The 18,456-nt window shown below is 71.0% G+C and carries 16 protein-coding genes and 1 tRNA gene; 8 read left to right on the forward strand and 9 right to left on the reverse strand.

Annotated features, from left to right (window positions below; all coding sequences use genetic code 11):
- Positions 1 to 58: 58 nt before the first annotated feature.
- The 4 genes from HNO83_RS12505 to HNO83_RS12520 all read right to left on the reverse strand — a co-directional run bounded on the left by HNO83_RS12505 (position 59) and on the right by HNO83_RS12520 (position 3,262).
- Positions 59 to 211, reverse strand: coding sequence for a hypothetical protein (locus tag HNO83_RS12505; protein WP_175337841.1), 153 nt, complete (start codon positions 209 to 211; stop codon positions 59 to 61).
- Positions 208 to 687: a DUF6325 family protein gene (locus tag HNO83_RS12510; protein WP_175337842.1), complete on the reverse strand. Its 480-nt coding sequence runs from the start codon at positions 685 to 687 to the stop codon at positions 208 to 210. Before HNO83_RS12510 ends, HNO83_RS12505 begins: the two co-directional genes overlap by 4 nt.
- A gap of 77 nt (positions 688 to 764) precedes the next feature.
- On the reverse strand, positions 765 to 2,066 hold the full coding sequence (locus HNO83_RS12515) for a DUF4032 domain-containing protein (RefSeq protein ID WP_175337843.1): 1,302 nt from the start codon (positions 2,064 to 2,066) through the stop codon (positions 765 to 767).
- A gap of 101 nt (positions 2,067 to 2,167) precedes the next feature.
- A complete protein-coding gene (locus HNO83_RS12520) occupies positions 2,168 to 3,262 on the reverse strand; it encodes an ABC transporter ATP-binding protein (protein ID WP_175337844.1) in 1,095 nt (364 codons plus the stop codon).
- Positions 3,263 to 3,568: 306 nt separating this feature from the next.
- Here HNO83_RS12520 and HNO83_RS12525 point away from each other — a divergent pair, with 306 nt between their 5' ends.
- The 3 genes from HNO83_RS12525 to HNO83_RS12535 all read left to right on the forward strand — a co-directional run bounded on the left by HNO83_RS12525 (position 3,569) and on the right by HNO83_RS12535 (position 4,951).
- A complete protein-coding gene (locus HNO83_RS12525) occupies positions 3,569 to 4,483 on the forward strand; it encodes a DsbA family protein (RefSeq protein ID WP_175337845.1) in 915 nt (304 codons plus the stop codon).
- Between the two features lie 76 nt (positions 4,484 to 4,559).
- A tRNA-Thr gene (locus HNO83_RS12530) sits at positions 4,560 to 4,632 on the forward strand.
- A 61-nt stretch (positions 4,633 to 4,693) separates the two neighbouring features.
- Complete coding sequence (locus HNO83_RS12535; RefSeq protein WP_175337846.1) at positions 4,694 to 4,951, forward strand: hypothetical protein; 258 nt, start codon at positions 4,694 to 4,696, stop codon at positions 4,949 to 4,951.
- Here the strand turns inward: HNO83_RS12535 and HNO83_RS12540 are convergent.
- From HNO83_RS12540 to HNO83_RS20415, 4 genes are all read right to left on the reverse strand, one after another.
- Positions 4,948 to 5,391: a hypothetical protein gene (locus tag HNO83_RS12540; RefSeq protein ID WP_175337847.1), complete on the reverse strand. Its 444-nt coding sequence runs from the start codon at positions 5,389 to 5,391 to the stop codon at positions 4,948 to 4,950. The two genes, HNO83_RS12535 and HNO83_RS12540, sit on opposite strands and share 4 nt — an antisense overlap.
- A gap of 106 nt (positions 5,392 to 5,497) precedes the next feature.
- Positions 5,498 to 5,866: a PLDc N-terminal domain-containing protein gene (locus HNO83_RS12545; RefSeq protein WP_175337848.1), complete on the reverse strand. Its 369-nt coding sequence runs from the start codon at positions 5,864 to 5,866 to the stop codon at positions 5,498 to 5,500.
- Between the two features lie 19 nt (positions 5,867 to 5,885).
- Complete coding sequence (locus tag HNO83_RS20795) at positions 5,886 to 7,415, reverse strand: carboxylesterase/lipase family protein (RefSeq protein WP_175337849.1); 1,530 nt, start codon at positions 7,413 to 7,415, stop codon at positions 5,886 to 5,888.
- Positions 7,412 to 7,756, reverse strand: coding sequence for a YciI family protein (locus HNO83_RS20415; RefSeq protein WP_175337850.1), 345 nt, complete (start codon positions 7,754 to 7,756; stop codon positions 7,412 to 7,414). Before HNO83_RS20415 ends, HNO83_RS20795 begins: the two co-directional genes overlap by 4 nt.
- Positions 7,757 to 7,928: 172 nt before the next feature.
- Between HNO83_RS20415 and HNO83_RS12560 the strand changes: the two genes are divergently transcribed.
- Entirely contained in the window at positions 7,929 to 8,876 is a 948-nt protein-coding gene (locus HNO83_RS12560) for a siderophore-interacting protein (protein ID WP_175337851.1), read from the forward strand.
- A 17-nt stretch (positions 8,877 to 8,893) separates the two neighbouring features.
- On the opposite strand, the gene lepB is transcribed toward HNO83_RS12560, so the two are convergent.
- Positions 8,894 to 9,628 carry a signal peptidase I gene (gene lepB, locus HNO83_RS12565; protein WP_349627177.1) on the reverse strand — a complete coding sequence of 245 codons (735 nt, stop codon included), beginning with the start codon at positions 9,626 to 9,628 and terminating at the stop codon, positions 8,894 to 8,896.
- Positions 9,629 to 10,120: 492 nt separating this feature from the next.
- Between lepB and HNO83_RS12570 the strand changes: the two genes are divergently transcribed.
- The 4 genes from HNO83_RS12570 to HNO83_RS12585 all read left to right on the forward strand — a co-directional run.
- Complete coding sequence (locus HNO83_RS12570) at positions 10,121 to 11,155, forward strand: M23 family metallopeptidase (protein ID WP_349627178.1); 1,035 nt, start codon at positions 10,121 to 10,123, stop codon at positions 11,153 to 11,155.
- A gap of 59 nt (positions 11,156 to 11,214) precedes the next feature.
- Positions 11,215 to 12,552 carry a maltokinase N-terminal cap-like domain-containing protein gene (locus HNO83_RS12575; RefSeq protein ID WP_175337852.1) on the forward strand — a complete coding sequence of 446 codons (1,338 nt, stop codon included), beginning with the start codon at positions 11,215 to 11,217 and terminating at the stop codon, positions 12,550 to 12,552.
- A 69-nt stretch (positions 12,553 to 12,621) separates the two neighbouring features.
- Positions 12,622 to 13,299, forward strand: a complete 678-nt coding sequence (locus tag HNO83_RS20420; protein ID WP_249776696.1) for an LPXTG cell wall anchor domain-containing protein — start codon at positions 12,622 to 12,624, stop codon at positions 13,297 to 13,299.
- Positions 13,299 to 18,456, forward strand: a 5,158-nt coding sequence (locus HNO83_RS12585; RefSeq protein WP_175337853.1) for a DUF6531 domain-containing protein, incomplete at its 3' end; no start/stop codon positions are given. The genes HNO83_RS20420 and HNO83_RS12585, both read left to right, overlap by 1 nt.

The following is an 18,456-nucleotide window of genomic DNA, read 5'->3' on the forward strand; positions in this document are numbered from 1 at the left end:
GGGACGCAACACGCCGTTGAGCGCGACGCTCAACGGCGTGTTGCGTCCTACGGATGGTTCAGATGCGGCGGCGCCGCGGCGTGACCGCGGCGGCGATCACCGCGGTCTTGGCGACCGGGGCGGGTCCGGGGGTCACGGCACGCGTCACGACGGCCGCCTTGGCGACGGGGGCGCGGACGACGGGCGCGAGCCCCACACGTGCGACTCTCATTCGGAGACCTCCTGCTGCTCGTTCTCTGCGTCGGCTTCCGCGTCCGCCTCGAGGGCGGCCGCGATGTCCTGACTGTGGATGCGGCCGTCGGCGACCGGCCGGCCGCCCGCCTTGCGTGCCGCGACGGCGAACGGCGCGGCCCACACGTTCTCGTACACGAGCGCTCCCGCGACACTGCCCGGCTCCATCGCCTCGGCCAGCACTGCGATGTCGGCCTCGGCGAGGAAGTCCGCGACATCCTCCACGAGGCTGCCGAGCGTGTCCTCGTCATCGTCGAGCTCGGACAGCTCCACCGCCTCGACGTCGCCGTTCTCGTCCTTGGCGATCACGATGGCGTCGACCACCCGGATCGTGCCGGCGTCCGCCAGCGCCCGGATCTCGTCGATCACCTCACCGGAGAAGTTCTGCTCCCCGGGCGGGAACTCGATGATGACGTAGTCGATCGGTCCCAGTGTCTGCACTTCGTCGTCGGTCATGGCGATCCTCTCTGCTCCTGGTGCGCACAGTGTCGCATCGTCGACACCGCCCGCGGCAGACAGCAAAAAGGGGAACGTCAGACCTTCGACCGCCAGTCGTCGTCGTCGTCCTCGTCGTCGTCCGCCGCGCCGCCCAGCACCGGGATGCTGATCGTCTCGGTCGGCGGGGCGATGACCGTGGCCTCGTCGCGGCGGTGGCGCAGGATGTCGTTGATGTAGGAGGTCAGCGCCTCGGCGAGGGGCACATCCCGTCCCTCCTTCTGCGACATGAACCAGCGGTGCTCCAGCAGCTGGTGGAAGACCTCGGCCGGCTCCAGCTTGCCCTTGAGGTCGGCGGGGATCGAACGGATGACCGGCTCGAACACCCGCATCAGCCACTCGTGCGCCATCGCCTCCTCGTCGAGCCCCTCCTTGCCGAGCGTGGCGGCGTAGGAGTCGAGGTCGTTGAGCAGACGGCGGGCCTGGTTCTCGCCGGTGTCGAGGCCGGTGAGGCGCAGCAGGCGGCGCTGGTGGTGCCCGGCGTCCACGACCTTCGGCTGGATGCGCACCTTCGTGCCCTCCTCCGAGGTCTTGATCGCCAGCTCCTCGATGTCGAAGCCGAGCTCGTTGAGCCGCTCGACGCGCTCGCTGATGCGCCAGCGCTCCGACGACGAGAACGACTCGCTTCCGGTCAGCTCCTTCCACAGCGAGCGGTACGCGGCGACGATGCCGTCGGAGACGCGGATGGGGTCGAGCTCCTCGTCCGCGCGGCCGCCGGCCTCCAGGTCCATCAGTTCGCCGGCGATGTTGACGCGGGCGATCTCCAGGTCGTTCTCGCGCTGGCCGTTCGAGAGGCCGCCCTCGTAGAGCTGGCCGGTCTCGGCGTCCACCAGGTACGCGGCGAACGCGCCGGCGTCGCGGCGGAACAGCGTGTTCGAGAGGGACACGTCCCCCCAGAAGAAGCCGACGATGTGGAGGCGGACCAGCAGCACCGCGAGCGCATCCACCAGACGCGTGGCGGTGTCGGGCCGCAGCGTCTGGGAGAACAGCGCGCGGTAAGGGAGGGAGAACTTCAGGTGCCGGGTCACCAGCGCCGCGTTGAGCGGGGTCCCGTCGTCGTCGGTGCGGTTCTTGATGACCGCGACCGGGTCGACGCACGGCACGTCGAGGCGCTGCAGCGTGCGCAGCATGTCGTACTCGCGCTGCGCCATCTCGGCGGTCGTCTCCTTGATGGCGATGACGTAGCCCGAGAGGTTGGCGAAGCGCACCAGGTGCCGGCTGATGCCCTTAGGCAGCAGGGCGATGTGCTCGTTCGACCACTCCTCCAGCGGGATGTTCCACGGGAGGTCGAGGAGCGCCGGGTCGACGGTCGCTGCGGTGATGTTGACGGATCCGGCCACGATGGTCCTAACGGTCGGTGGTGCAGCGGTGCCCGCTGCGTGAAAGCACTCTGCCGCAGCCCGATCCGGACTGCGGCAGAGTGTGAATCGCTCCTGCGACCTTAGTCGACGACGGCGCCGCCGAGGCGCTCGCCCGACTCCGCGTTGAAGACGTGCACGTGGCCCGGCTTCGGCGTGATGTAGACGGTGTCGCCCGCGTTCGGGTGAACGCGGCCGTCGACGCGGCCGACGATGTCGGTGCGCTTGCCCTCGAGCTCCGAGTGTCCGTACAGGTAGCCGTCGGCGCCGAGCTCCTCGACGAGGTCGACCGTGACCTTCAGGCCGCTGCCCTCGGCGTTCGAGACGACGACGTCCTCCGGGCGGACACCGATGGTGACCGACTGGCCGGCGCCGGCGAGGGTGTCGCGGTCGACCGGCACGACGGCCGAACCGAACTTGATGCCGCCGTCGGTGACGTCGGCGGTGAACAGGTTCATGGCCGGGCTGCCGATGAAGCCGGCGACGAACACGTTGTTCGGCTTCGCGTACAGGTCGCGCGGGGTGCCGACCTGCTGCAGGACGCCGTCCTTGAGCACCGCGATGCGGTCGCCCATGGTCAGCGCCTCGGTCTGGTCGTGGGTCACGTAGACCGTGGTGACGCCGAGGCGGCGGGTCAGCGACGCGATCTGCGTGCGGGTCTGGACGCGGAGCTTGGCGTCGAGGTTCGACAGCGGCTCGTCCATGAGGAACACCTGGGGTGAGCGGACGATCGCACGGCCCATGGCGACGCGCTGACGCTGGCCACCGGAGAGCGCCTTCGGCTTGCGGCCGAGGTACGGCTCCAGGTCGAGCAGCTTGGCGGCCTCGAGGACGCGCTGCGCGCGCTCCTCCTTGCCGACGCCCGCGATCTTGAGCGCGAAGCCCATGTTCTCGGCGACGGTCATGTGCGGGTACAGCGCGTAGTTCTGGAACACCATCGCGATGTCGCGGTCCTTCGGCGGCACGTCGGTGACGTTGCGCTCGCCGATGAAGATGTTGCCGTCGTTGACCTCTTCGAGGCCCGCGAGCATGCGGAGCGAGGTGGACTTACCGCAACCCGAGGGGCCGACCAGGACGAGGAACTCGCCGTCTGCGATCTCGAGGTCCAGTGCGTCCACGGCGGGGCGGGTGGATCCCGGGTAGAGCCGGGTCGCCTTGTCGTAGGTGACTGTCGCCATTTTTCTTTTCTCCTTCACCGGCAGGTACGTGCCGGACGATCCGTTGTGAATGGATGAACGTGGTCGACGTCCGATGGCGTCGATGCCACGTGGCCATAATATGGCATCGGCGGACATGCTCTCGACCTCGGGTCCCCGGCGCGGTCGACGAGCGCCCCGCCCGCTGTACCGTGCGTCCAGCCACCGTCTGGTTCATTCCCAGACTGCCGTTCTACGCTGTCCCGGTTGTGTGGCGTACGGATGCGCGCCCCACGCGCCGCGTCCCCCGCGCGGCCGTCCGACCCCCGAGAGCAGTATCCGGAAGACATGAGCCAAGAGACCCCCCAGCCCGACGACAGCCGAACGGGCGACGTCCGCGCTGCCGCGCGGGAGAAAGCGCGACAGCTCCGCACCTCGCACCAGCGGAAGGAGCGCAGGCGTCGGGCGCTGATCGGTGGAGGCATCACGGTCGCGGTGATCGCCGTGCTCGCGATCGTCGCCGTCGTCCTGGTCGGCGCGATTCGTCCGACCGTTCCCGGACCGAAGAACATGGCGAGCGACGGCGTCCTCGTCGGCTCCGGCCTGAAGGTGAAGACGACGACCGCCCTCGAACCGGATGCGGCACCGGTCACCAGCACGCCCGACCCTGCGGGGAGCACGGTCAACATCCGCATCTACGCGGACTACCTGTGCAAGCTGTGCGGTGAATTCCAGCGCACCAACCTCAAGCAGCTGGAGCCGCTCGTGAAGAACGGGGCCGTGACGGTGGAGATGCACCCCGTCGCGATCTACACCAGCCACTCGGCCGGCACCAAGTACTCGCTGCGGGCCGCGAACGCCGCTGCGTGCGTCGCGAACTACGACCCGAACGCCTTCTGGAAGTTCAACGCCTCGCTGTTCGAGAAGCAGCCGGCCGAGGGCGGTCCCGGCCTCAGCGACGACGTGCTGAAGAAGCGCGCCGAGGCCTCCGGGGCGTCCCGGACGAACGCCATCGACGCCTGCATCGACGACGGCCGCTTCAAGTCGTGGGTGACGACGGCCTCCGACCGGGCGCTCAGCGGACCGATCCCGAACTCGGACGTGAAGAAGATGACCAACGCCCTGCTGGTCCTGGTGAACGGCAAGCCGTACACCGGGTCGCTGACGAGCGCCGACGACTTCAAGGCCTTCGTGCTGCAGGCGCAGGGCGACCAGTACTCGTCCACGGCCACGCCGACCCCCACCCCGTCGGCGACGCCGTAGGGTTCGGCGGTCGTTGGCCGCTGGGGCCGCCTGTCCCGGCGACCATCTAGGATGGTGGCGGCGGGTGACCGCCGTCGCCGGCTTAGCTCAGTTGGTAGAGCACTCGCCTTGTAAGCGAGCGGTCGCGGGTTCGAGTCCCGCAGCCGGCTCCCTCGACGATCGCGATCGCATCCACGTCATGGCCGCCGTGATGTCAGCGTCTCTGTTGGTGTGACGAACGACACCGAATCGACCGACCCCCTGCTCATCGAGGCCCCGGAGCGTCCCGGCCGCTTGGAGGGGGACACCGCGGCAGCGATCTGCGCGAGCGTGGTCGGCTGCCTCAGCGTGATCGTCTGCGCCGTGGGCTTCATCCGGGCGTTCCTCGTACCCGGTGGCGCCCTTCCCGTCGTGCTCGCCGGGATCGCGACGGGAGTCGTCTCGTGCGCGCTGCTCGCCGGCGGCGTCTGGGCGTGGCTGAAGCGCTAGTCGACCACGGCGACGGCCGGCGCCAGGAGGAGCCGGTCGAGCGCCTCGCGGGGGCTGGTGGCGTGGCGGACGGCTTCGTCCCACACCCTCTCGTACACCGCCTGGCTCACGGGCAGCGAGCGGGAGTGGTTGCGCCGCCGGCCCCGCGACTGTGGGCTGGGGAGCCGCAGCAAGCGCTCGCGCAGCAGGAACGGCAGGTTGTCGACCGGGGCGATCCCCCGGCGCCCCTGACGGATCGAGAGCACCAGGTCGCCGTTGCTGGTCGCGTGGCGCACCTGCGCGACGGTCATGCCGCTGAACCGGGCGAACTCTCCGATGCTCATCAGCTCCGGCAGCTTCTCGATGTACTCCTCGGCGATCGCCCCGCGGAGACGCAGCCAGCTCTCCCTCGTGCGCTGCTCCCGGTTCTCGTGGTCGTGGGTCGTCGTTCCGTCCGTCATGTCGTTCCCCCGTCGGTCGTCCTTCAGTAGGGTGTTCCACCTCTAGGGACGAGCCATCGGCTTACGGCATGACGCGGCACGACGAATCCGCAGCGGGGCGGGCGACTCAGGGCTGCGCGGTCTCGCCGGAGCCGCGGCGGCGCTCCAGCTCCTCTTCCAGGCGACGGATGCGCAGGGCGCGGTCGGCCTCCTCGATCTCGCGCTCCAGGGCCTCGAGCTGCGCCTGGGTACCCTGCACGGGCGTTCCGGAGCGGCCGGCGCTCGCCGGATCCTCCGGCGCGAGGGGAGGCTCGGGCGCGGTGCCGCGACCGCGGCCGAGGGCGAACCACAGGGCGCTTCCGATCAGGGGCAGCAGGATCACGACGAGCAGCCAGGCCGGCTTCGGCAGGAGGCGCACGCGGGCGCGGTCGCGGAGGGCCGCATCCACGATCGTGTACACGTACAGCGCCAGCAGCAGCACGGACACGGTGACCATGCCGCCGAGTCTAGGACGCTCACCCGAAGGCGAGCACCTCCTCGCCCCAGCCGGCGCGCAGGGCGGCGTCGAGGTCGGCAGCGACTCGGTCCTCGCGGGCGATCACGAGACTCCTCCGGGTCCCGGTGTCGTACGGGGGCCAGTCGTCGCCGGGCGTCCCCGCGTACGCGAAGGCGGACCAGCGCGCGAGCATCCGCGCGGACACGGCGTCGGCGACGGAGCGGCCACCGAGCAGGAACGACGGGTCGTGGGGGAGGCCGCCGAACTCTCCCCAGACGTAGGGGAGGTCGGTGGCGTGCGCCGCGCCGACCCCGGTCAGCCGCAGCAGCCGGGGCGCGAAGTCGAAGCGGTACAGGTAGGTCGGCGCGACGGCGGCGTGTCCTGCGGCGACCCAGAGCGCCGGCATCCGGAACGCGATGTCGGTCGCCACCCGCACGCCGAGCGAGAGCCGCGGCCGTGGGTACGCGGCGAGCACCCGGCCGGGCGGAGGCAGGCGCAGCTCGCGCCCGCGCTCCACCTGCATGTCGGCGAACATCCGCTGCAGCGCCGGCCGCCGGATCGGCAGCAGCGGCGACCGCATCAGCCGGAACAGCGTCGCCTCGTCGCGATTGGTGCCGACGACAAGGGGCACGGGGAGGCCGCGGCCGTCGCTGAGAACGCGCAGCGGCGCCTCCGGGAGCACATCGTCGCCGACGGTCGGCGCGAACGCCAGCCTGCCGGGATGCTCGCGCGGGATCTCGGTGTAGACCGCCGCTCCCGCCGCGACGATGGACTCCACCGGGGCCCGCCGGGGGTCGGCGCCGCCCGGCAGTGCGCTGAGGTGCTCGGCGAACCGCCGTGCGACGGTCGCGGACCGCTCCGGGCCGTACATCGAGCCGGCCGGCGGGCTCTGCGCGATCGCGCGCTGGAAGAGCCCGGCGGCCGCGGGGCTGGCGAGGAGAGCGGTCACGAGCCCGGCGCCCGCGCTCTGACCGAACACGGTCACCGCACCCGGATCGCCGCCGAAGGCCCGGATGTTGTCGCGCACCCAGTGCAGCGCGAGCAGCACATCCCGCAGAGCCGCATTCGTCTCCGCATCGTCCACGCCGGCGGAGCGCAGGTCGAGGAAGCCCAGCGCGCCGAGCCGGTAGCCGACCGTCACCACGACGACATCCCCCTGCACGGCGAGGGCGTCTCCGCGGTAGACCAGCTGGCTGGTCGCTCCGACGGCGTACGCGCCGCCGTGCAGCCAGACCATGACCGGTCGCAGAGTCCCCGGGCGCGGGGGAGCCGAGGGGCGGACGACGTTGAGGAAGAGGCAGTCCTCGTCCATCCGGGCGTCGTCGCCGCCGGCGAGCGGGACGGACGGGTTGGGCCGCTGCGGGGCCGCCGGCGCGAAGCCCGCGGCGTCGGCGATCCCCGCCCAGGCGGCGGCGGGAACCGGCGCCCGCCACCGCCGCGGCCCGGTGGGCGGCTCGGCGTAGCGGATGCCGCGCCAGGCGGCGAGGCGGCCGTCGTCCCGGCCGCGGACCGCGCCCGCTGCCGTGACGACGACCGGCCGCTCGCTCACACCCGCTCGGTCTCCTCCCACTGCATGAACGGCCGCAGCTCCAGCTGGCCGTTGCGGGCCATCGGGTGGCGGGAGGCGATGTCGATGGCCTCGTCGAGGCTGTCGACCTCCAGGATGTCGAAGCCGCAGATCCACTCCTTCGTCTCCGCGAACGGCCCGTCGGTGACGTACCGCTTTCCGTCGCGCACGCGCACCATGCGCGCCTCGCTCGGAGCCTGCAGCACCTCGCCGATGACCCTCTTCCCGGAGGCGTCCAGCTCGTCGACCCACAGGTCGACATCCGACTCGTCGGACTCGGCGTCCGGCTCGGTCGCGGTGACGACGAACATCATGTACTTCATCGTTCTGTCCTCTCGATCGTGAACGTGTCATCCGGACGTCGAACGGGTCGGCCCCCGTTCGACATTCTGGCCCGACGGGGGCCGATGGCCCAGCGTCTCAGCCGATCGACAGGTCCACGATGGGAGGTTAGTGTAGCCTTACCTTAGTTCTTCACCCGTCCGAAAGGCCGCCGTGACCATCCTCGCCCCCACCCTCACCGACCGCCCCCGGCCCGCCTACCGGCCGTATCGCGCGGTCGTGGCCGAGGTGCGGAGGCTGAGCCCGCTCTTTACGCGCGTCACCTTCCACTGCGACGACTTCGAGCACTTCGGCACGGAATGCCTGGACCAGCGCATCAAGCTGGTCTTCCCCCTGCCGGACGGCGCCTTCCCCGACCTCGGCGTCGACGACGAGGAGGCCCACTTCGCGGGCGACTGGTACGCGCGCTGGCGCGAGCTGCCCGAGCACAGGCGGAACCCGTTCCGCACCTACACCGTGCGGGCGATCGATCCGGTCGGCTGCCGCCTCGACATCGACTTCGTCGTGCACGCCGACGGCGGCCCGGCCGCGCGCTGGCTGCTCACGGCCGAACCCGGCGACGAGCTCGTGGTCATCGGCCCGGATGCGCGCAGCGCGCATCGCGGGGTCGGCATCGACTGGCGTCCGGGCGACGCGCGGGAGCTGCTCCTCGCGGGCGACGAGACGGCCGCGCCCGCCATCGCGTCCATCCTCGAGGCGCTCCCTGCGGGCCGCCGGGCGCGCGCCTTCATCGAGGTGCGGCATCCGGAGGACGAGATCGAGCTCGCGACGCCCGCGCATGCCGCCGTCACCTGGCTGCACCGCGGCCATGCGGCCACGGGGGCGGCCCTCGAGCCGGCCGTGCGCCGCTGGGCGGGTGAGAACGAGCGCATCGTCGCCGCCGCAGCCGCGCCGGACAGGCAGCCGCTCGACGACGTGGATGTCGACCGCGAGATCCTCTGGGAGTCTCCGGAGGCGTCCAGCGCGGGTCTGTACGCGTGGATCGCGGGGGAATCGGCGGCGGTGAAGTCGCTGCGCCGGATGCTCGTGCGCGAGCACGGGATCGACCGCTCGCGCGTCGCCTTCATGGGCTACTGGCGCCGCGGCCGCTCCGAGAACTGACCGGCAACCCGCCGGCGCTACTTGTCCTCGCGCTCGACGCCGCGGAACACGTCCGGGTAATCGTCGAGCCAGGTCCAGTGGCTGACCGGCCAGCTGATCACGAACGCCTTGCCGACCACGTCGGAGAGCGGAACGAAGCCCTTGCCCGGGTCGTCCATGTGGTAGCGGGAGTCGGCCGAGTTGTAGCGGTTGTCGCCCATCACCCAGACCTTGCCCGCAGGGACCGTGACGTCGAAGGACTTCTCGGATACGGCCTCCACGCCGGCGGGCAGCAGCACGTACGGCTCCTTCAACGGGACGCCGTTGACGCTCATCTGGCCCAGGGCGTTGCAGCAGCTGATGTGGTCGCCGGGCAGCCCGATGAGCCGCTTCACCAGGTGCTGGTCGGAGTCCGAGGCGCCGAGTCCGACGAAGTCGAGCACCGCTCCGACGCCCTGCTGCACGGCGTTGCCGGTGGGCGGGGGCGCGGGGGGCAGCCAGCCGCCCGGATCCTTGAACACGACGACGTCGCCGCGCTGCAGGCCGAACACCTTCGGCTGGAGCTCGTTCACGATGATCCGGTCGTTGATCTGCAGCGTGTTCTCCATCGACCCGGAGGGGATGTAGAACGAGCGCGCCACGAACGTCTTGATCAGGAACGACACCAGGACGGCGACGACGAAGATGACCACCACATCCCGCAGCAGGGTCTTCCAGCTGGAGGCGCGCCGGGCGGATCGTCGCGGGCGCGTGGTGGCAGTGCTGTCGGTCACAGTCAATCACCGTAACGTGCCGAGGCTGTGAGCCGCATCCAACCTCGTTCGGGTGTCTTGTTGTCCGCGGAGCATGGTGAGAACATCTCACTACGTGCTCGCGGCAGGTTCCGCGGGTGCGGCACCATCATGGGGACCAGGCTCAGGCGACACCGGCTTGCGACGCGATCCGCGGGACCGCGCCGGATGGGTCCTGCGTGGGCCGCGCTGATCCTGGCGGTCGTGGCGGTGCTGGCAGCGCCGCAGAGCGCGACGGCCGACGAGTGCGAGACCGCGTGCGCCACGCCGGCGCCGCAGGACAGCACCGCGACACCGACGCCCGGCCCGTCGTCGTCGCCGGATCCGACGCCCACGCCGACTCCCACTCCGACGCCGACGCCCACGCCGACTCCCACGCCGACGCCTACCCCCACGCCGACGCCTACCCCCACGCCGACGCCTACCCCCACTCCCACTCCGTCTCAGCCTGCGCCCGCGCCCGACCCTTCGCCCGTGCCGCCGAGCGACGAGATCACCCTCACGGCGCCCGAGCTGCCGGTCTTCCAGACCCTCGACCCCGCGCAACTGGAGCAGACGGTGCAGCTGGCGAGCGAGCTCGCCGCGGCGCAGCAGCAGTTCGCCGATGCGACCACCGCCTCCGAGGAGACGCAGCGCGAGCACGACAGGGCCCAGGCCTCCGCGGACGCGCTGACCACCCAGGCGGAGGCCGCGCAGAAACGGTCGACGGAGGCGGCGGCGTTCGTCACCGCCCTCATCCGGACGTCGGGCACCCGCGTGCTCACCCAGGATCCGGTCACCGCCGCGCTGCAGAGCCCGGGCGACCTCCTGACGAAGCTCGGGGCGGCCGACCGGTTGTCCGCGCTGTCCCACGACCGCGACGCCGCGATCCGTGCGGCCGCGCAGGCGAAGAAGACCGCCGGCGCCCTCGCCGACCAGGCGCGGGCGGCCGAGGACGCGGCCTCGGCCATCGACGTCGAGAGCAGCCTCCAGGCCGTCACCGCGGCGCAGTCCCGGGTGGATGCCGCGTCGGCGGCGCTCGCGGCGGCGCCGACCACGATGCAGGCGGGGTCGGGATGGCAGGTGCTGACCTCGAACCCGGCGCTGGTCGCCGACGGCTGGGCTCTTCCGGTGCACGGGCCGCTGACGGACGTGTTCGGACCTCGTCCCTCCCGGCCGCTCGGCACCGACCCGTTCCACCCCGGCGACGATGTCGGCGCGGCCTGCGGCACGACCATCTACGCCGCGGCGGCGGGCACCGTGGTCCGCGCGGGGCCGTTCAGCGGCTACGGCAACTTCATCCTGATCGACCACGGCGGCGGGGTCGAGACCGCCTACGGTCACATCCGCGACGGCGGCATCGGTGTCGCCGTCGGCCAGCAGGTCGCAGCGGGCCAGCCCATCGCGCAGGTGGGCTCCACCGGCCTGTCCACGGGATGCCACCTCCACTTCGAGGTGCGCGTCAACGGACTGCAGATCGACCCGCAGCCGTTCCTCGCGGCGCGCGGTGTGGTGATCGGCACCCGCTGAACCTCCGCATTGCCCGCGACCCCGGCGCGCAAACGCGGGAGCGGGCGTACGGTTCTGGCATGACGGAACTCACCGAGCTGGTCGGCACGTGGATGCGGCGACAGCGCTGGTACTCGACGAAGAACGTCGAGCCCCGCCTGCGGTTGCTCGCCTCGTTCGAGGCCGAACCGGCGGACGCCGACGTCCGCATCGTCACCCACTTCTTCTGCGACGACGCACCGCGCACGCCGCGCGTGTACCAGGTCCCGGTCGTCGCCCGTCCCGCCCGCGACGGGGACGAGGCCGCGCTGATCGGGGAGGCCGGCGGGCGGTACCTCTACGACGGGCCCACCGAGGAAACTTACGTCGCGTCCCTCGTGCGGCTGATGACCGGTGCGCAGCGCGCGGAGGGCCGGGAGGCGCACGCGCAGGGCCACACGCTCTCGCGCCCGATCGACGTGCGTTCGTCGCGGCGCCTGACGGGGGAGCAGTCCAACACCTCCATCGTGGGCGAGCTGGAGGACGGCCGGCCCGCGCTCATCAAGGTGTTCCGCGTCGTGCAGGACGGCGAGAACCCGGACGTCTCGACCCTCGCCGCGCTGACCGCGGGCGGCTCGCGCCGCACGCCCTCGCTGCTCGGCTGGCTGACCGGCCGCTGGCCGACGCCCGACGGCGGCTCCGCGGCGGGCGAGCTCGCCCTGATGCAGGACTTCGTGCCGGGCGCGGAGGACGGCTGGGAGCTGGCCGTCAGTGCCGCCGAGCAGGGCGAGGACTTCACCGAGCGTGCTGTCGAGCTCGGCGCGGGGACCGCCGAACTGCACCGCCTGATGGCACGCGTGCTCCCGACGACCCTCGCGACGGCGGAGGATGTGGCGCTCGCCCTCGACGGCATGTTCCGCCGGCTGACGGTGACCACGACCGAGGTGCCGGAGGTTGAGGAGCTGCGCGCCGGCATCGCCGCGGTGTACGAGGAGGCCGCGGCCGCTCCGCTCCCGGTGCTTCAGCGCATCCACGGCGACCTTCACCTCGGCCAGGTGCTCTACGCACCGGACCGCGGCTGGCAGTTCATCGACTTCGAGGGGGAGCCGCTGCGTCCCCTCGCGGAGCGCTCCCTGCCGGACGCGACCATGCGGGACGTGGCGGGCATGCTGCGCTCGTTCGACTACGTCGCCGGGTCGCTGGCCCGGCGGGACACCCCGATCGACGCGAGCGGCTGGGCGGCCGACGCCAGGAAGGCGTACCTCGACGGCTACGCCTCGGTCGCCGGTTCCGAGATGGACGACTTCCACCAGCTGCTGGACGCGTTCGAGCTCGACAAGGCGGTGTACGAGATCGCCTACGAGGCGCGCCACCGGCCGGCGTGGATCCCGATCCCGTTCTCGGCGGTGCAGCGGCTGCTCGCGACCCGCGTGCGCTGACCCTACCGGAGGCGCGGCGATGCCCGGTCGCCGCGTCATAGTTCTGCGCCGCCCGCCGTCTGAGAGGGTGTGACTCGACTCCTCCCTCGAGCCCGTGGTGGCCTCCTGCGAGCCGCGGCCTGCTCAGCTGCCCTGGCGATCCTGCTGCTCGGCATCGTGGTGCCCGTCTCCGCGGCGTCCGCCGCGCCGGCAGCCGAGCCCGCCTGCAGCGCGACCGCCGATGTCTCCTCCTGCGACGCCGACGGCGACACGGTGCCGGACACGGTCGAGCGCGTAGTCTGCGGCTCTGCGACCTGTGCGACGGGACGTGAGGACCGCGACCGGGACGGCATCCCGGACTGGGTCGAGGTCGTCGCGTGTGGGTCGGTGACGTGCGCCTCCCCGACCCGTGACTCCGTCGGGGATGCGATCCCGGACTACGCCCGCCAGGTCGTGTGCGGTTCCACCGCCTGCTGGACAGGCAATGCCGACACCAACGACAACGGGGTCCCGAGGTGGGCCTCCGTGGTCATCTGCGGGACCGCGGCCTGCGCGACGGGGCATGAGGACTACGACGCCGACGGCGTCTCCGACGCGATCCAGTTGGCGGCCTGCGTTCTGGGACGCGGCGATCTCGCCAAGACGGGCGCGAGCATCGCGATCGGGCTCATCGCCGTGATCGCAGCGGCACTGATCGTGACCGGCCTGATGCTGGCGCGCAAGCGGCGCCTGTTCGCGGCAGCCCTCGACGCCGGCTCTGCGGCCTGATGCGCCGCTCGTGGACGCGCTCGGCGGTCACTGCCGTCTCGATCGCTGCTCTCATCGCTGCTGGAACGGTCACGCCGGCTGAGGCGGCACCCTGGGACGTCGCGCGCCGGACGGCGGCCGCGACCCTCGCGGAGGTGCGTGCGGCAGCGGCCGATCGGCAGGTCCGGGAGAAGGAGGAGACCGTCGCGCCTCCGCCGGCGGCAGAAGGCAGCATCCGCCCGGGAGCACCGACGGAGATCTCGGCCGACAGCCTGGGCGTGACCGCCGCATTCTCCGGCCACAAGGTCAGCGACCGGCTGACGGTCTCGGTGGGCGAGGCGCCGAACACGGCGGAGGTCTCCGCACGCGCCGAGCAGCCGGGAGGCGGGGTCCCGGTCTCCGACCCTGTCGAGATCACTGCCGTGGACGGCTCCGGCAAGGAGCACACGTCCTTCCCCGCCAAGCGCGTCGACACCCGCGGCGGAGGTGGCAAAGGGCCGGTCGTGTCAGACATTGTTCCCGGTCTCGCACTGTCGCTGAAGCCCGACGCGAAGGCGGCGAAGGCTGCAGGTGCCGATCTCGCCACCCTCCGTATCTACACGCGCGAAGGGGCGGGCGACCCCTGGGCGGAGCTGCCGTCGTACTACGACGAGAAGTCCGGCCTGGTCAAGGGCGAGTCGACCCATCTGTCGCAGTTCGTGGTGATCGGGAAGAAGTTCGTCCCGCCGCCCGGACCCGTCGTGGTCCTCGACCCGGACAATGACGAAGGCCACGTCACGACGCCGGCTCCTCCCGTTTCGGAGCTCGGCTACAACATCCGGCTGGCGCAGGCCGTGAAAGGGCTTCTGCAGCAGGACTGTCGCGCCTCTGTGGTGATCACGCGAGAGGATCCGGCCTTCCCTTTCGTCAGCCGCACGACGCGGGCCGGGATCGCCGCGAGCTACAACCCGGCGGCGACCCTCGGGCTCGCGTTCAACACTCTCGACGGAGAGTCGTGGGGCGGTGTGGATGCGTCGGTGGGCGGCTCACAGGTCTATTCGCGCGGCGGGGGCGCCGACGATGCGCTCTCGAACACACTCGTCGCAAACCTGCCCACCTACACGTCCCGTCCGGCCAAGAACATGGGCAACAACGGGAACTTCCCCGGAAGCGAGTTCGACAGCGTCCCGGGCGCGCTGACCCACCTCGAGGCGCTCTTCCTCGACAACAACCTCGACCGGGCGATCATCGACGACCCGGCGGGATTCCAGCACATCGCCAACGGCGTCCTGGTGGGCCTCGGAACGTGGCTGGAGACGCAGGGCTTCGACTGCACGGATCCTGTTACCGGCGGCTGGCCCGCACCGCCGTCGGCCGCAGATATCGCCCGCTGGCGGATGCTCGGCCTGCAGAACTACCTGACCTATGGCGGGGAGCCGTTCTCGTTCTCCACCGGCAACCTTGTGGAGCAGGAGAAGCTCTTCTCGCTCCCCGGACTCGCGGGATCGACCACCGACGTCACGCTGTTCTACAACTCGCAGGACGGCCGGCTCTCCCGGGTGGGCGCCGGCTGGTCGTTCGGGCTCGGCGCCCGCGCGCAACGCTTCGACGACGGGAGTGTCATGGTCGTACGCGGCGACGGCGCCAGCTTCGTCTTCAACCCGGACGGCGCCGGCGGCTACCGCACAGAGCCCGGCCTGCACCAGACGCTGACCGAGCAGCCCGGCGGCCGGCTCCTGCTGAGGGATGCGTCGGGGGAGTCGTGGGTCTTCGACGCGGGCGACATCGAGGGCATCGGCGAACTCGTGACGCACACGGACGCGAACGGCAGTACCACCACGTTGAGCTACGGCCCGGCGAATCCCGACGTGCAGCAGTTCGTTCCGCTCACGTCCATCACCGTGCCCGGCGGGCAGGTCATCCAGGTGCAGTCGGACGCGGAGGGGCGGGTGACCGGGTTCACCCGGCCCGGCGGCGACCACTGGGGCCTCGAGTACGACGCCGCCGGCGATCTGCGCACGATCACGCTGCCCGACGGCCGAACTCACCGGTTCAGCTACGACGGGTCGCATCAGCTGCTCACGGCGACTGATGCGACGGGCACGCTCTACCTCAAGAACGAGTACGACGGTGCAGGGCGCATCGTGAAGCAGTGGGACGCGGCCGGCAAGCTCCGCACCCTGGACTACTCGAAGGCCGGTCAGACGACGTATGCCGACACGCTCGGCCGAAAGAGCGTGTACTTCTACGACTCGGCGTACCGAGTCACGAAGGTGCAGCATCCGGACGGCACGACGGCGACGTTCACATTCGACGGCCAGAACAACGTCACGACCTCGACCGACGAGAACGCGCACACGACGCGGTACGCCTACGACGGCTCCGGGAACATCGTGACCGAGACCAAGCCCTCCGGTCAGGTGATCAAGTACACCTACACACCGACCGGGCGGCTCGCGACGAAGACGGACGCGGGCGGAGTGAAGGGAGCGGCCCGGACCTGGGCGTACGACTACGATGCCTCCGGTCGTCTGACCACCGTCCACCAGCCCGACGGGACCGCGCACGCCTACCGCTATGACGGCGCAGGGAACCTCGTCGCGTCGGTTCGGCCATCGGGCGCGACGACGACGTACGGTCACGACGCGGCGGGGAACATCACCACCGTCACCGATCCGGTCGGCGCAGTGACGCGGTACGCGTACGACGCCGCCGGGCGGATCACCGCCATCACCGACGCGAACGGCCGCATGACCGCCTACGGCTGGGACAGCGGGGACCGCGTGACCACGGTGACCGACCCGGCGGGTGGTGTCACGGCCTATGGTTACGAGCCCAACGATCATGTCTCCTCGGTGACCGATCCGACCGGTGGCACGAGCACGTTCGCCTGGGATGCGCTCTTCCACCTGACGAAGACCACGAACCCTGTCGGGGGCGTCACCGCGTACAGCTATGACAGCGAGGACTCCCTGGTCGGCGCGAAGGGCCCGCTCGGCGAGTCGACAAGCTACAGCACCGACGGTCAGGACAGGGTCGCGGAGGTGACCGATCCGAACGGCGGCACCTGGAAGCGCGAGTACGACGGCGTCGGCAACGTGACGCGCGTCACGTCCCCGGCGGGCGCGACGACGACGTACACATACGACTCCTCGGGCAACCTGCTTGCCCAGGCCGACCCGACCGGCGGCGTGACCCGCTACGCGTATGACGGGGCGGGTCGCCCGGTGACTGTGACCGACGCGGACGGGGTGGCCACCCGCTTCGCGTACGACGTGATGGATCGCATCATCCGGGTGACGGACGGTGCGGGCAAACATGCCGACTACGCGTACGACGTCGACGGGAACGTCGTCACGGTGACCAACCGCAAGGGCGACGCCACGGTCTACGCGTACGACGCCGCCGGCCGGCTGCTCTCGTCGACGACCCCGACTGGGGCGACCACCTCCTACTCGTACGATTCCGTCGGAAACGTCGTCGCGACGACCGACGCGCTCGGCCGTTCCACCACGATCGCGTACACGCCAACCGATCAGGTCGCCTCGGTCACGGACGCGGCCGGGAACACGACGACCTACGGCTACGACGGCGCCGGGCGCCGCACCTCCGTGACGGATGCGAACGGCCACACCACGCGTTTCGCCTACGACCCGGCCGGCCGCCAGACCGGGCTGACGGACCCGACGGGAGCGACGACCGCCTACGGCTATGACGTATCCGGGAGGCAGACCACTCTCTCGACCGCGGGTGGGAGCATCACCCGGTACGAGTACGACTCTGCGGGTCAGCTGACGCAGGTCGTCGAAGGGTACGAGAATGGCGCCAAGGCGGGTCCTGCTGTCAACGTCTCGACCCGTTACGTGTACGACGCCGATGGCAACCTGCTGACGGTCGCGGACCCGAACGGGCATACCACCCGCTACACCGTGGACGCTGCCGGCCGCACCACGAGCGAGACGAACCCGGTCGGCAACACCAGTCGCAGAACCTACACGGCCGCCGGGCGGGAGTCGTCCGTCGTCGCCGGCACGGGTGCGACGACCAGCTTCCGATACGACGAGCGCGGCGACCTGGTCCGGCAGGATGCCGCGGGCGCGATCGCGACCTTCGAGTACGACAGTGAGCAGAACCTGATCGCCGTCACCGACCCGGGCGGGGTGACCGGGTTCCAGTACGACGCAGACGGCCGGACCACCGTCCAGATCGACCTGCAGGGCGGCAAGCTGAAGACGGCCTACGACAAGGCGGGACAGGCGGTCGGGGTCACCCTCCCGACCGGTCAGAAGCTGTCCTATACCTACGATGGGGCCGGCCGGGCGACCTCGCAGTCGTCGCCGTGGGGCGACCTCGCCTATGCGTGGGATCCCGTCGGCAACCTCACCCGCCTGGACCGCTCGACCGGCATCGGCTCGGCGTACACCTACGACGCCGCGGACCGCGTCACGGCGATCACGCACACGACCCCGCAGCCGTCCGCGCCGCCTGTCCCCGTGGCGACACCGACGCCGGTGCCGTACGCGAAGGGCTCCGCCGCAGCTACGGCGTGCACCGGAGTCGCCGGTTACCTAGGTTCTCGTGCGGCCTCCACGACCACAGCACCGCTGTGCGAGAAGGCGGCGGAGTACGTGAATGGCCGCACCCTCCCGGCGGAGGGCAACCCGGTCCCGGACGGAGGCGTGCTCTCATACCGCTACGCCTACGACGCCGACGGCAACGTCGTCTCCGCCACCCGGAAGATCGCCTCGACGCCGGACAAGCTGGGTTCGTCCGCACTCCCGACAACCCCTTCTCCCGCCACCTCTGTCAGAACATCGACGACGAGCTACGCCTACGACCCGTTGGGCCGGCTGACGTCATCGAAGACCACGGCGGGGGAAAAGAACACCTACGGCTACGACGCCGCCGGCAACCGGATCAGCTGGTCCCGGTCGGGCGCGAAGGACGGCGACTTCTCGCAGCGCGCGTCGTTCAACGACGCCAACCAGCTGACCGCGTCGGAGACCAGCGGCCGTGGTCGCGGGGTGAGCGCCGGCACCGCGTCGTATTCGTACGACGCGGCCGGCAACCGGGTGGACCAGACGGTGGCGGGCGTCTCGACGCGTTTCGCGTACAACCCGGCCGGTCAGACCACGGAGGTCGCGCGCGAGGGCCGGACGACCTCGTACGGCTACGACGGCCTGGGCCGGAACACGTCCG

Source organism: Leifsonia sp. C5G2, assembly GCF_013359685.1.
Taxonomy (GTDB): Bacteria; Actinomycetota; Actinomycetes; order Actinomycetales; family Microbacteriaceae; genus Leifsonia.